Raw genomic sequence first — 13,077 nt, forward strand, 5'->3', positions numbered from 1 at the left:
CCACATGGATCACCTGGGCGATCCGGGAGCGGTGCGCTGCCGGCGAGCGTGCGCGCAGGTCACATTCTGCTGGCGAGCGTGCGCGTGGGGTCGCACCGTCCTGCGAGTTCGCAGACGTCGACGCACGCTCGCGGTCGAAACCTGATCTCCGCGCACCCTCAGCGCCAAACCTGATCTCCGTCCACTTTCGACCGAGAACTACACCGAGGGGTGGTGCGAGCGGCTAGCTCCTGGCGGCCTTCGCCGGAGCCTTGCGGGCGGGTTTCTTGGCAGCGACGGCCCTCTTGGCGGGTGCTTTCGCCGCGGGAGCCTTCGCCGCGGTGCGCGTAACCCGCTTGGGGGCGATGGCCGCGGCGCCCCGGCCGGCCAGCATCTCGGTGAGGAACTTGCCGGTGTAGCTCTCCGGGACCGCGGCGACGTCTTCGGGAGTGCCCTGCGCGACGACAGTGCCGCCGCCGGAGCCGCCCTCCGGGCCCATGTCGATGATCCAGTCGGCGGTCTTGATGACGTCGAGGTTGTGCTCGATCACGATGACCGAGTTGCCCTTGTCCACCAGCCCGTTGATCACCTGGAGCAGCTTGCGGATGTCCTCGAAGTGCAGGCCGGTGGTCGGCTCGTCGAGGATGTACACCGTCCGCCCGGTGGAGCGTTTCTGCAGTTCGGCGGCCAGCTTCACCCGCTGGGCCTCGCCACCGGACAGCGTCGGCGCCGGCTGGCCCAGCCGGACATACCCCAGACCCACGTCGACCAGGGTCTTCAGGTACCGGTGGATGGAGCTGATCGGCTCGAAGAAATCGGTGGCCTCCTCGATGGACATGTCCAGCACCTCGGAGATGGTCTTGCCCTTGTAGTGCACCTCCAGGGTCTCCCGGTTGTAGCGGGCGCCGTGGCACACCTCGCACGGCACGTACACATCCGGCAGGAAGTTCATCTCGATCTTCAGGGTGCCGTCGCCTGAGCAGGCCTCGCAGCGGCCGCCCTTGACGTTGAAGGAGAACCGTCCCGGCTGGTAGCCGCGGACCTTGGCCTCGGTGGTGGCCGCGAACAGGGTGCGGATCTTGTCGAACACCCCGGTGTAGGTGGCCGGGTTGGACCGCGGGGTCCGCCCGATCGGCGACTGGTCCACCCGGACCAGCTTGTCCACCTGATCGAGCCCGTTGATCCGGGTGTGTCGGCCCGGCACCAGCCGCGCGCCGTTGAGCTTGTTGGCCAGCACGGTCGCCAGAATGTCGTTGACCAGAGTGGATTTACCGGAGCCGGACACCCCGGTGACCGCGGTCAACACCCCCAGCGGGAACGCCACGTCGATGTCGCGCAGGTTGTGCTCGCGCGCCCCGACCACGGTCAACGCGCGGGAGCGGTCCACCGGCCGGCGGATCGCCGGGGTCTCGATGGCCTCCCGCCCGGCGAGGTAGGCGCCGGTGATGGACTTCGGATTCGTCAGCAGTTCGGCGTACGGGCCGCTGTGCACGACGGTCCCGCCGTGCTCGCCGGCGGCCGGCCCGATGTCGACCACCCAGTCCGAGGAGGCGATGGTGTCCTCGTCGTGCTCGACGACGATCAGCGTGTTGCCGAGGTCGCGCAGCCGGGTCAGCGTCTCGATCAGCCGGCGGTTGTCCCGCTGGTGCAGCCCGATCGACGGCTCGTCGAGCACGTAGAGCACCCCGACCAGCCCGGAGCCGATCTGGGTGGCCAGCCGGATGCGTTGTGCCTCGCCGCCGGACAGGGTGCCCGCGGCACGTTCCAGCGACAGGTATTCCAGGCCGACGTCGAGCAGGAAACCGAGCCGGGACTGCACCTCCTTGAGCACCTGGCCGGCGATGGCCTGCTCACGAGAGCCCAGGGTCAGCGCGTTCAGGAAATCGGAGCAGTCCGCGATGGACAGCGCGCAGACGTCAGCGATCGACTTGGCGCCGAGGTCCCCGGCGGCCAGCGTGACCGCCAGAATCTCCGGCTTGAGCCGGGTGCCGTCGCACTCCGGGCACGGCACGTCGCGCATGAAGCCTTCGAGGCGTTCCTTCATCTGCTCGGACTCGGTCTGGTCCATCCGGCGCTGCAGGTAGGCCAGCACGCCCTCGAAGTCGGCATAGTAGGACCGGGTGCGGCCGTATCGGTTCTTGTAGCGGACGTGCACCTGCTCGTCGCAGCCGTCCAGGATGGCCTTGCGGGCCTTGGCGGGCAGTTTGCGCCACGGGGTGTTGACGTCGAAGCCCATCGACTCGCCCAAGCCGGCCATCATCCGGGTGAAGTACTCGGCGGTGTGCCCCATCGACCACGGCGCCACCGCGCCTTCGGCCAGGGTCAGGTCCGGGTCCGGCACCACCAGGTCGATGTCGACCTCCTTGCGGATGCCCAAACCCGTGCACTCCGGGCAGGCGCCGTAGGGCGAGTTGAAGGAGAACGACCGGGGTTCCAGGTCGTCGACCGCCAGCGGGTGCCCGTTCGGGCAGGCCAGCTTCTCGGAGAAGCGCTGCTCGCGGTGTGGATCGTCGTCGTCGCGGTCGACGAACTCCAGCACCACGATGCCGTCGGCCAGGCCCAGCGCGGTCTCCACCGAATCGGTGAGCCGCTGCTTGGAGCCGGCTTTGACGGTGAGGCGGTCCACCACGACCTCGATGTCGTGCTTCTCCTGCTTCTTCAGCTTCGGCGGGTCGGTGAGCGGATACACGGTGCCGTCCACCCGGACCCGGCTGTAGCCCTGGGTGTTGAGCTTGTCGAACAGGTCGACGAACTCCCCCTTGCGGGTGCGCACCACCGGCGCGAGGACCTGGAACCGCAGCCCCTCGTCCATGGCGAGGACCTGGTCGACGATCTGTTGCGGGGTCTGCCGGGCGATCTTCTCCCCGCACACCGGGCAGTGCGGCGAACCGGCCCGGGCGTAGAGCAGGCGCAGGTAGTCGTACACCTCGGTGATGGTGCCGACGGTGGAGCGCGGGTTGCGGTTGGTGGACTTCTGATCGATCGACACCGCCGGGGACAGGCCCTCGATGAAGTCGACGTCGGGCTTGTCCATCTGCCCGAGGAACTGCCGGGCGTAGGCCGACAGCGACTCCACGTAGCGGCGCTGCCCCTCGGCGAAGATGGTGTCGAACGCAAGCGAGGACTTGCCCGATCCGGACAGGCCGGTGAACACGATCAGGGCGTCGCGGGGCAGGTCAAGGTCGATGCCGCGCAGATTGTGCTCACGCGCACCCTTGACGATCAGGCGGTCTGCCACCGGTCACACTCCAATTTCGACGCGGGCCCGGAAATGGCCCGTCGTCCATGGTAGGCATCAGCACCGACAGGTCGAGCGGCGAGGGACGAGCTGCGAAGAGCCTGGAGGCTGGACACACCGACAAGTAATCTCGGGCCTATGACCGTCGTCTCCGAGGATTACACCGGCCACGTCGATCCCGGGACCGGCGCGCGCCGCCGATTGCCCGGCGCGGCGATCATCAAGGTCTCCGTCGGCCCGATGGACAACAACGCCTACCTGATCACCTGCGCCAACACCGGAAAGACGCTGCTGATCGACGCCGCGAACGACGCCGACGCGCTGCTGGAGGTGATCCGCGACCAGGCGCCGGATCTCGCGCTGATCCTCACCAGCCACCAGCACATGGACCACTGGGTGGCCCTGGAGCAGGTCGCGGCGGCCACCGGCGCCCCGACCGCCGCGCACGCCCTGGACGCCGATCCGCTGCCGGTCACCCCGGACCGGCTGATCGCCGGCGGCGACGTCATCGAGATCGGCGACCTGCGGCTCACCGCCATCCACCTGCAGGGGCACACCGAGGGCTCGATCGCGCTGGCGCTCGACGGGGACGCCACCGGCGGGGTCACGCAACTTTTTTCAGGCGATTGCCTGTTCCCGGGCGGCGTCGGCAAGACCTGGCGCGACGGTGACTTCGAGCGGTTGCTCGACGACGTCAGCGCCAAGGTCTTCGACGTCTACGGCGACGACACCGTCGTCTATCCGGGCCACGGCGACGACACCACGCTGGGCGCCGAGCGTCCGCATCTTGACCAGTGGCGCGAACGCGGCTGGTGAGGCCGCGGCGCCCAACGCACGCCGCGCCCACGCACGCCTCGGCCCCGCCGGTCACGCGGACCGGCGGGGCCGTGCGGGCGGCGCCTAGTTAGAGGTGTGGACGATCAGGACGTCGCACTTGGCCTTGCGGGCGACGTTCGCCGGGACCGAGCCCAGCAACCGTCCGGCGATGGTGCTCAGGCCGACGTTGCCGACGACCAGCAGGTCCGCGTCGATCTCGTTGGCCAGCTCGACCAGCGCGTCCACCGGGGCGCCCTCGATGGCGCGCTCGACGACCTGGTAGGCGCCGGCGGCGGTCGCGCGGTCCTTGGCCTCCTGCAGGATGGCGTAGATCGGGGCGTTGCCCGACACCTTGTAGCCCTCATCCTTCAAGACGTCGGCGGCGCGGGAATCCGCGTGGGCCGGGAAGTACGCCGTGGCGATGACGACCTTGGAGCCCTCATCGCCGGCCAGCGCGCCGGCCCGCTCCACGGCCTTCAGCGACGAGTCGGACCCGTCCGTGCCGACCAGCACAGTCTTGTAGCCGCTCATCCATGACCTCCCAGGGGTTCGGTTGCAGTTCGGTTGCACAGCCAACTTGTGAACATTAGCCCGAAACATACCCCCGACGTTCGCTTTTTCGGTGTCGCGTCGGACACGCCCGCAAACAGGAGTCCATGTCAGGATCGTCGTCATGGGCGCATTCCTATGGAGAACCGGACTGGTCGGTTTAGCACTCTGGGTGGTCACGCTGATCGTTCCCGGCGTGCAGTTCGTCGGCGGCGACACCGCCATGGCGCGGATCGGCGTCATCTTCGTGGTGGCGGTGATTTTCGGGCTGGTCAACGCGGTGATCAAGCCGATTGTGCAGGTCCTGGCGATTCCGCTGTACATCCTGACCCTCGGCCTGGTGCACATCGTCATCAACGCGCTGATGCTCATGATCACCTCGTGGATCACCGAGCACACCACCCACTGGGGCCTGTCGGTGCACCCGTTCTGGTGGCAGGCGATCTGGGGCGCGATCGTGTTGTCGCTGGTCAGCTGGGCGCTGGACTCGCTGATCAAGGGCTAGCAGGGGCCCGGCGGGTGGGACGAGTGGCGAACCTCACCGCCGCAGATGGGCGGCGAAGAACGCGAACACCCGATCCCAGGCGTCGGCGGCCGCGGCGTCGTCGTAGCCGAACCGCGCGACCCGCAGCACGGGCTGCGCGGGGTACCGGTTGGCAAACGCGTGCCCGGCCTCCGGGTAGACCGCCACATCATGCTCGACGTCCAGCCGCTCCAGGATGTCGCGCACTTGGGGCCCGGCCGTCCCGCGGGGATTCCACGGGTCCTTCCCGCCGAAGCTCGCCACCACCGGGCACACGCCGGTCAACCGCTGCTCGATCTTCGGTGGCAACGGCGTGCCGTAGAACGGGGCGGCCGCGTCGTAGTCCCCGGTCCCGGCCACCAGCAGCGCGAATCGCCCACCCTGGCAGAATCCGACGACGCCGATCGAGCCGCCGCACCCGGGCAGGTCGGCCAGCGCCCGACGGGTCGCGTCGATGTCGTCGAAGGTCTCCCCGCGGGCGCGCATCACCTCGCCGACCTGGCGCACCACGCAGCGGACCCGGGAACGTCTGCTGTACAGATCGGGCGCCGCGACCAGGTAGCCGCGGTCTGCGATGAGCCTCGCCACCCGGCGGATCTCGTCGCCGAGACCGAGCAGGTCGTGCAGCAGCACCACACCCGGAAGCGGCCGCGCGCCGGCTGCGGCCGGCTCGAAGATCTCTACGGTCAACGTTCCCGCGGGGGCCCGCACCGCAATGGTTGGCACGCTCGCGAGCTTAGGGGCGAAGGCGATGCGCGGCTACCCTGGGACGGGTGAGTTCCGCAGAAGTCCCCGGCGGCGTCGTCCACGAGCTGCCCGACGATCTGCGCGCCGAGCTGATCGCCGACCCGGCGGTGCTGGACGCCTGGAACGACATCACTCCCCTGGCCCGCAACGAATTCATCTGCTGGGTCGAGGACGCCAAGCAGGCCCCGACCCGGGCGCGGCGGATCCGGCGCACCCGGGAGGAGTTGGAGGAAGGCAAACGCCGGCCGTGTTGCTGGCCCGGTTGCAAACACCGGGAGCGCACCGGCCACGCTTAGCCCCGGTCAGTCGTCGGTGACGGTCAGCTTCACGTCGATATTGCCGCGGGTGGCCTTCGAGTACGGGCACACCTGGTGCGCCTTCTCGGTCAACTCACGGGCGGTGTCGCCGTCGACGTGCGGCAACGTGATCTCCAGTTCCACGGCGAGCTTGAAACTGGGGTCATCGGACACCAGCGACACCCGGGAGCCGACGGCGGAGTCACTCATATCGGCCTTCGCCTCCCGGCCGATCATCCGCAGCGCGGAATGGAAACACGCCGCATAGCCGACGGCGAACAATTGCTCGGGGTTGGTGCCGTCGCCGCTGCCACCCATCTCCGGCGGCATCGCCAGGGCGACGTCGAGCTTGCCGTCCGAACTGCGCCCGCGCCCGTTGCGGCCGTCCCCGGTGGAAAGCGCCTCGGCGGTGTACACGATGCCCATCTTCGATCCTCTCGTCTATTGACCAGGGTTCCCGATGTCGCGTGAAGGAAACCTCCGTTAACCCTATCCGCGCCAACACAGTTCGCAGGATGTCCAGCGGAATCGGCGCCCGGGCGCGAAACTGATGCCTTGACTTCCGGCGGAGGAGCGTGATGGCAGCACAGCAGACGTTGTTCACCGGCGGGGCGATCTGGACCGGCGACCGGGACACCGACGCCTTGCTGATCGCCGAAGGGACGGTCCTGGCCACCGGCGAGCAGGCCCGGGAGCGGGTCGACGCCGGGGCCGAGCGCGTCGACCTCGACGGCGGATTCCTGATGCCGTCCTTCGGCGACGGGCACTCCCATCCGCTGCCCGGCGGCCTGGAATCGGTCGGACCGCGGGTTCGGCCGTGCCGATCCGTCGACGAGATCGTCGCCGCGGTGAAGGCGTTCGCCGACGCGCACCCCGACCAGGAGTGGATCACCGGAGCCTCCTACGACGGCAGCCTGGCGCCCGGCGGCCTGTTCGACGCCCGCTGGCTCGACGCCGCCGTCGGCGACCGTCCGGTGGTGCTGCGGGCCTGGGATTACCACACGGTGTGGTGCAACTCCGAAGCGCTACGGCGGGCCGGCATCACCGCCGACACCCCGGACCCGCCGCTCGGCGAGATCCCACACCGCGCCGACGGCTCCGTGCTCGGCACCTTGCGGGAGTGGGGCGCGGTCGACCTGGTGATGAACGTGATGCCGGCGCACGACGAGCAGACCCGGATCGGCGCGCTGGGCGCCGCCGCCGACTATCTGCTGTCGCACGGGGTGACCTGGGCCCAAGACGCCTGGGTGACTCCGGCCGATGTGCTCACCTACGTCGCGGCCGCCCGCCGCGACGCGCTGCGGATGCGGTTCAACCTGGCGCTCTACGCCGATCCCAGGCACTTCGACCAGCAGGTCGGCGACTACGCCGCGGCCCGGCAGTCGGTGATCGACGCCGACAACCCGCTGCTGACCGCGAACACGGTGAAGTTCTTCGCCGACGGGGTCGTCGAGAACGAGACCGGCGCGCTGCTGGAGCCCTACTGCTCGGGGCTGCACAGCCACGGCATGCAGACCTGGGAGGGCGACTCACTGGCCGAGGCGGCCCGCCGGGTCGACGAGCTGGGGCTGCAGATCCACATCCACGCCATCGGCGACGCCGCGGTCCGTCAGTCGCTGGACGCGATCGAGCACGTGGTGGACAGCAACGGAGCTCGCGACCGGCGGCCGGTGATCGCGCACGCACAGCTGGTCCACCCCGATGACATCAACCGGTTCACCGCGCTGGGAGTGATCCCGAACATGCAGCCGCTGTGGGCGCAGCAGGACGCGCTGATGAACGTGCTGACCGTTCCGCGGCTGGGTCCGGAGCGCTCCGACCGGCAGTACCAACTGCGCACGATCGCGCAGACCGGGGCGGCGCTGTCGCTCGGCTCGGACTGGCCGGTGTCCTCCGGCGCGCCGCTGGAAGGCATCGCGGTCGGAGTCTCCCGGCAGACCGCCGAGGGCGAGCCGGCCGGTGGCTGGACCCCGCACGAGACCCTCGACATCGAAGCCGCGCTGGCGGCGTATTCGGCTGCGGTCGCGTACCAGGGGTTTGCGGAGAATACTTGGGGCCGGATCGTGCCCGGCGCCAGTGCCGATCTGCTCTGGCTGGGGCAGGACCCGCGCCGCACGCCCCCGCTGGAGTTGCCCCAGATCCCGGTGCGCGCAACGTATTTGCGCGGACTACCGGCCCACTCCAGCCTCTGAGGACACCAGGAAAGGGCATCAGCGATGACGATCCCAACCAACGCCGCGGCGCCGAACCCGCTATTCGACGAGAGCGAGGGCCACCTGCGCCGGGCCCTCGGGCTGCCGTCGCTGGTGCTGTTCGGCCTGGTGTACATGGTGCCGCTGACGGTGTTCACCACCTACGGCATCGTCACCGAGGAAACCGGCGGCCGGGTGCCGCTGGCGTACGCGGTGACGCTCATCGCGATGGTGTTCACGGCCTGGTCCTACGCCAAAATGTCCCAGGCCTACCCGGTCGCCGGATCGGCATACACCTACGCGCAGAAGAGTTTCGGCGCTCCGGTGGGTTTCCTGTCCGGCTGGTCGCTGCTGCTGGACTACCTGTTCCTGCCGATGATCAACTACCTGGTCATCGGGATCTACCTGGACGCGGCATTCCCGAACATCCCGGCCTGGGTGTTCGTGCTGCTCGCCATCCTCGGAGTGACGGCGCTGAACCTGATCGGCATCAGTTCGGTGGCGCGGGCGAACTTCGTCATCATCGCCGTGCAGACCGTCTTCATCGGCACGTTCCTGGTGCTCTCGGTGGTGAAGATCTCCGGCAACGACAATGTCAGCCTGATGGCCCCCGTCACCGGTGACGGATCCGCCACCGGGCTGGGCGTGATCTTCGCCGGCTCCGCGGTGCTGTGCCTGTCGTTCCTCGGATTCGACGCCGTGTCAACGCTTTCCGAAGAGGCCCGCGCGCCAGAGCGCAATGTGCCGCGCGCGATTCTGACCGCGACCATCCTGTCCGGCCTTATCTTCATCCTGCTGTCCTACATCTCCCAGCTGGTGTTCCCGTCCAACGAATTCACCGACGTCGACTCCGGCGCGCTGGACGTGATGCGCAGCGCCGGCGGACAGTTCCTGGACACCTTCTTCACGGCCGCCTACGTGGCCGGCTGCATCGGTTCGGCGCTGACGTCGCAGGCGGCGGTGTCGCGCATCCTGTACGCGATGGGCCGCGACGGCATCCTGCCGAAGAAGGTCTTCGGCCATGTGTCGGTGAAGTTCAGCACGCCCACCTGGGCCATCCTGGTGGTCAGCGCGGTGTCGATGCTGGCGCTGTTGATCGACCTGTCGGTGCTGGCCTCGCTGATCAGCTTCGGGGCGCTGGCGGCGTTCTCGGTGGTCAACCTGTCGGTGATCAAGCACTACTTCTTCGACGAGCAGCGCCGCTCCGGGATGGACGTCGTCTGGTTCCTGGTGCTGCCGCTGACCGGTTTCATCCTGACCGCCTGGTTGTGGACCAGCCTGTCTGGAATGTCGCTGGTGATCGGCCTGAGCTGGCTGGCCATCGGGTTCTGCTGGTTGCTGGCGGTCACCCGCGGCTTCCGCCGCCCGACCCCCACCCTGGAGATCGAAGGACACTGAGTCGCGGTTTACCCCTCGCCGACCGTGTGATCGGCCTCATACTGCTAGCCGGACGTCAGCGCTGACGTCGCGGAAGGAGTCTGATGCGCATCCCGTCAGCCGCCAAATGGGCCGTGGGAGTGTTGTGCGTCCTGGCGCTCGTCGTCGCCGCGGGAATCAACGCCAACCAGAGCGGGGCGGGCGCCGACGCCCGGTCCAAGATGATCCTCATCGCGCCGGCCGCCGCCGGCGGCGGCTGGGATCTGGTGGCCCGGGAGGCGCAGCAGGCGTTGCGCACCGACGGCATCGTCAACAACGTCCAGGTGGTCAACGTGCCCGGCGCCGGCGGCACCATCGGCTTGAGCCAGCTCAGCCGGCTCGACGGCGACGGCACCACCATGATGGTGACCGGCACGGTGATGCTCGGCGGCATCGCCCGCAACCATTCGGAGATCACGCTGGCTGACACCACCCCGATCGCCCGGCTCGCCGAGGACTTCGACGTGTTCGTGGTGTCGGCGGATTCACCGTTCCAGACCTTCGAGGACTTCCTGGCCGCGTGGAAGGAGCACCCGGAGGGGATGCCGATCGGCGGCGGTTCGGCTGGCGGGGTGGATCACCTGATCGTCGGCCAATTGGCCCGCGCCGCTGGCATCGACATGAACAGGATCCGCTACAGCGCCTATGCCGGCGGCGGCGAGCTCACCATCAACCTGCTGTCCACCGCGCACGGCACCCCGAACGTCGGGGTCAGCGGATTCAACGACTTCCGCGACATGCTCGCCGACGGGAAGCTCCGCCCGCTGATGGTGGTGGCGCCCGACCGCCTGGAGGGCCTGGAAGCGCCGACGGCCGCCGAGGCCGGGTATCCGGCGGTGGACCTGGTGAACTGGCGCGGGATGGTCGCTCCCCCGGGCCTGACGCCCGAGCAGCAGACCGAACTCATCGGCATCGTCACCGAAATGACCGGGACCGAGCATTGGGAGGCCGTCGTCAAACGCAATCGCTGGAAGGAGTCCTTCCTGACCGGTGACGAGTTCGGCAAGTTCCTCGTCGAGGAGCAGCAGCGGATCAGCACCCTGGTGACCGAACTGGGGCTGGACCAGTGAGCACCGCGAGTCGACGATGCGGGGCGAGGTACGAGGCCCGAGGAGGAGCGAGCGTATGAGCACCGCGAGTCGACGATGCGGGGCGAGGTACGAGGCCCGAGGAGGAGCGAGCGTATGAGCACCGCCACTAAGACCGAGTCCGGCCGCCGGTTCTGGGCCGGCCGCAGCGCGCTGATCATGCCGGCGCTGCTGGTGGTGCTCGGGGTGTTCCTCATCATCGGCATCCAGGACATGGACATCTCGGGCAAGGATTCGCTGTTCGGGCCCAAAGCGTTTCCGTGGATCACCGCCGTCGGCTGCTTCATCGTCGCCGCGTTTCTGGCGATCAGCATCCTGCGTAACCCCGAGATCCCGGAGGTCGACGAGGAGGGCACATCGGCCGACCCCAGCAGTAACTGGCGGGCCGTCGCGATCACCGTCGGCTCGTTCGTCGGGTTCGCGGTGCTGCTGCAGCCGGCCGGCTGGATCATCTCCGCGGCGCTGGTGTTCTGGGGGTTGACCGTCGGCCTGGGCAATACCCGCTACGTGTTCAACCTGCTGATCGGCCTCGCCGCATCCTCGATCATGCAGCTGATCTTCGCCGGGATGCTGGGGCTGAACCTGCCGGCCGGCGTGATGGGAATGTTCTGATGGATTCGATTGTCGGTCTGCTCGGCGGTTTCGCCGACGTTCTCACCCCGGTCAACCTGCTCTACGTCTTCATCGGCGCGGTCATCGGCACCGCGGTCGGCGTGCTGCCGGGTCTCGGGTCGGCGATGGCGGTGGCGCTGCTGCTGCCGATCACCTTCACCTTGGACCCGCTGGCCGCGCTGGTCATGTTCGCCGGCATCTACTTCGGCGGACTGTTCGGCGACTCCATCGCCGGCATCCTGATGAACACCCCCGGCAACTCGACAGCCATCGCCGGCTCCTTCGAGGGGCACCTGATGGCCAGACGCGGTCGCGGCGCGCAGGCGCTGGCCACTTCGGCGCTAGGCGCGTTCATCGGCGGCATGATCGCCACCGTGCTGGTGGTGTTCTTCGCCCCGACGTTGGCGAACCTGGCCACCACGTTCGGCCCCGGCGAATACTTCGCGCTGGCCATCTTCGCGTTCCTGGCCACTTCCGCGGTGGTGTCGGATTCGGTGGTCAAGGGCCTGGCGGGGCTGCTGATCGGGTTGACACTGGCGATGATCGGCACCGATCAGGTCAGCGGCACCCAGCGGTTCACCTTCGGCAACATCGCGCTGTTCGACGGGGTCAGCATCGTCGTCATCACGGTGGCCATGCTGGCCGTCGGCGAGGTCATCTACATCGCGTCCCGGCTCGGCCGCCCCGACGACCGCAGTTTCACCCCGTCGACCGGGCGGGCGTTCCTGTCGCTCGCCGAATACAAGAAGGCACTGCCGGCCTGGCTGCGCGGCACCGCCTTCGGCGTCCCGTTCGGCGTCATCCCGGCCGGCGGTGCGGAGGTTCCGACGTTCCTGGCCTACGGTGTGGAGAAGCGACTGGACGCCCGCAGCGACGACCCGCAGTTCGGCAAGGGCGCAATCCGGGGCGTCGCCGCGCCCGAGGCGGCCGGCAACGCGACCGCCGGCACCGCGATGGGCGCCCTGCTGGCGTTGGGCCTGCCCACCTCGGCGACTGCGGCGATGCTGCTGGCGGCGTTCATGCAGTACGGCATGCAGCCGGGTCCGCTGCTGTTCGTCCGCAACGCCGACCTGGTGTGGGCGCTGCTGGCCAGCCTGTTCATCGGCATGGTCGTGCTGCTCATCCTGAACATGCCCTTCGCCCCGCTGTGGGCCCGGCTGCTCAGGATCGAGAAGGCCTACCTGTACGCGGGCATCGGCATGTTCGCCTGCTTCGGTGTGTACGCGGCCAGCGCGGCGATGATCGACGTCGTCTTCATGATCATCCTGGGCCTCATCGGCTTCGCCATGCGCCGCTTCGACGTTCCGCTGGCCCCGGTGCTGATCGCGGTGATCCTCGGCCCGCTGGCTGAGTCGTCGCTGAGGGAGGCGATGAACAACTCCGAGAACAACCCGATGACCCTGATCAGCTCCCCGATCACCATCACCCTGTACACACTGCTGATCGGCGTCATCGTGTTCAGCGTGTACAGCAAGGTCCGGCTGCGCAAGGACGCCGAGGATCCGGAGATCGAAGCCGCCGTCGACAGCGGCAAAGTGCGCGACCTCGACTGAGACTCTTGACACCATTCGGCACTGAATGCGATATTGATCACACTGTGATGGAACGATAAACCACATCA

At 68.4% G+C, this 13,077-nt stretch carries 12 protein-coding genes; 8 read left to right on the plus strand and 4 right to left on the minus strand.

All coding sequences use genetic code 11. The features are described 5' to 3' along the window. Positions 1–223: 223 nt before the first annotated feature. Positions 224–3,217 carry an excinuclease ABC subunit UvrA gene (gene uvrA, locus L2Z93_RS09910; protein ID WP_090585729.1) on the minus strand — a complete coding sequence of 998 codons (2,994 nt, stop codon included), beginning with the start codon at positions 3,215–3,217 and terminating at the stop codon, positions 224–226. Between the two features lie 138 nt (positions 3,218–3,355). Between uvrA and L2Z93_RS09915 the strand changes: the two genes are divergently transcribed. Beyond that, positions 3,356–4,033 carry an MBL fold metallo-hydrolase gene (locus L2Z93_RS09915; RefSeq protein ID WP_090585731.1) on the plus strand — a complete coding sequence of 226 codons (678 nt, stop codon included), beginning with the start codon at positions 3,356–3,358 and terminating at the stop codon, positions 4,031–4,033. Between the two features lie 84 nt (positions 4,034–4,117). Here L2Z93_RS09915 and L2Z93_RS09920 read toward each other — a convergent pair whose 3' ends face one another. Continuing rightward, positions 4,118–4,564, minus strand: coding sequence for a universal stress protein (locus tag L2Z93_RS09920; protein ID WP_090585734.1), 447 nt, complete (start codon positions 4,562–4,564; stop codon positions 4,118–4,120). A gap of 142 nt (positions 4,565–4,706) precedes the next feature. Here L2Z93_RS09920 and L2Z93_RS09925 point away from each other — a divergent pair, with 142 nt between their 5' ends. After that, positions 4,707–5,087, plus strand: coding sequence for a phage holin family protein (locus L2Z93_RS09925; RefSeq protein WP_090585736.1), 381 nt, complete (start codon positions 4,707–4,709; stop codon positions 5,085–5,087). A gap of 33 nt (positions 5,088–5,120) precedes the next feature. Here L2Z93_RS09925 and L2Z93_RS09930 read toward each other — a convergent pair whose 3' ends face one another. After that, a complete protein-coding gene (locus tag L2Z93_RS09930) occupies positions 5,121–5,831 on the minus strand; it encodes a dienelactone hydrolase family protein (protein WP_162561858.1) in 711 nt (236 codons plus the stop codon). A 47-nt stretch (positions 5,832–5,878) separates the two neighbouring features. Between L2Z93_RS09930 and L2Z93_RS09935 the strand changes: the two genes are divergently transcribed. Next, a complete protein-coding gene (locus L2Z93_RS09935) occupies positions 5,879–6,148 on the plus strand; it encodes a YdeI/OmpD-associated family protein (RefSeq protein WP_090585741.1) in 270 nt (89 codons plus the stop codon). 6 nt (positions 6,149–6,154) lie between these two features. On the opposite strand, the gene L2Z93_RS09940 is transcribed toward L2Z93_RS09935, so the two are convergent. Further along, entirely contained in the window at positions 6,155–6,574 is a 420-nt protein-coding gene (locus tag L2Z93_RS09940) for an organic hydroperoxide resistance protein (RefSeq protein WP_090585744.1), read from the minus strand. Between the two features lie 152 nt (positions 6,575–6,726). On the opposite strand from L2Z93_RS09940, the gene L2Z93_RS09945 reads away from it, so the two are divergent. From L2Z93_RS09945 to L2Z93_RS09965, 5 genes are all read left to right on the plus strand, one after another. Then, the gene (locus tag L2Z93_RS09945) at positions 6,727–8,340 is read left to right on the plus strand and encodes an amidohydrolase (RefSeq protein ID WP_090585746.1); all 1,614 of its coding nucleotides are present in this window, start codon (positions 6,727–6,729) and stop codon (positions 8,338–8,340) included. Between the two features lie 24 nt (positions 8,341–8,364). Beyond that, positions 8,365–9,738, plus strand: a complete 1,374-nt coding sequence (locus L2Z93_RS09950) for an APC family permease (protein WP_090585749.1) — start codon at positions 8,365–8,367, stop codon at positions 9,736–9,738. A gap of 83 nt (positions 9,739–9,821) precedes the next feature. After that, positions 9,822–10,826, plus strand: coding sequence for a Bug family tripartite tricarboxylate transporter substrate binding protein (locus tag L2Z93_RS09955; RefSeq protein WP_090585751.1), 1,005 nt, complete (start codon positions 9,822–9,824; stop codon positions 10,824–10,826). A gap of 114 nt (positions 10,827–10,940) precedes the next feature. Then, on the plus strand, positions 10,941–11,456 hold the full coding sequence (locus L2Z93_RS09960) for a tripartite tricarboxylate transporter TctB family protein (RefSeq protein WP_090585753.1): 516 nt from the start codon (positions 10,941–10,943) through the stop codon (positions 11,454–11,456). Next, positions 11,456–13,009 carry a tripartite tricarboxylate transporter permease gene (locus tag L2Z93_RS09965; RefSeq protein WP_090585755.1) on the plus strand — a complete coding sequence of 518 codons (1,554 nt, stop codon included), beginning with the start codon at positions 11,456–11,458 and terminating at the stop codon, positions 13,007–13,009. The genes L2Z93_RS09960 and L2Z93_RS09965 overlap by 1 nt, the downstream gene beginning before the upstream one ends. Positions 13,010–13,077: the final 68 nt, after the last annotated feature.

Source organism: Mycolicibacterium brumae (assembly GCF_025215495.1).
GTDB classification, from domain to species: domain Bacteria; phylum Actinomycetota; class Actinomycetes; order Mycobacteriales; family Mycobacteriaceae; genus Mycobacterium; species Mycobacterium brumae.

Bases quoted from the DNA above. Each gene is read 5' to 3' on its own strand.
- L2Z93_RS09965 (WP_090585755.1), top strand. From the start codon at position 11,456: ATGGATTCGATTGTCGGTCTGCTCGGCGGTTTCGCCGACGTTCTCACC.
- L2Z93_RS09960 (WP_090585753.1), top strand. From the start codon at position 10,941: ATGAGCACCGCCACTAAGACCGAGTCCGGCCGCCGGTTCTGGGCCGGC.
- L2Z93_RS09950 (WP_090585749.1), top strand. From the start codon at position 8,365: ATGACGATCCCAACCAACGCCGCGGCGCCGAACCCGCTATTCGACGAG.
- L2Z93_RS09920 (WP_090585734.1), bottom strand. From the start codon at position 4,564: ATGAGCGGCTACAAGACTGTGCTGGTCGGCACGGACGGGTCCGACTCG.
- L2Z93_RS09940 (WP_090585744.1), bottom strand. From the start codon at position 6,574: ATGGGCATCGTGTACACCGCCGAGGCGCTTTCCACCGGGGACGGCCGC.
- L2Z93_RS09915 (WP_090585731.1), top strand. From the start codon at position 3,356: ATGACCGTCGTCTCCGAGGATTACACCGGCCACGTCGATCCCGGGACC.
- L2Z93_RS09955 (WP_090585751.1), top strand. From the start codon at position 9,822: ATGCGCATCCCGTCAGCCGCCAAATGGGCCGTGGGAGTGTTGTGCGTC.
- L2Z93_RS09945 (WP_090585746.1), top strand. From the start codon at position 6,727: ATGGCAGCACAGCAGACGTTGTTCACCGGCGGGGCGATCTGGACCGGC.
- L2Z93_RS09925 (WP_090585736.1), top strand. From the start codon at position 4,707: ATGGGCGCATTCCTATGGAGAACCGGACTGGTCGGTTTAGCACTCTGG.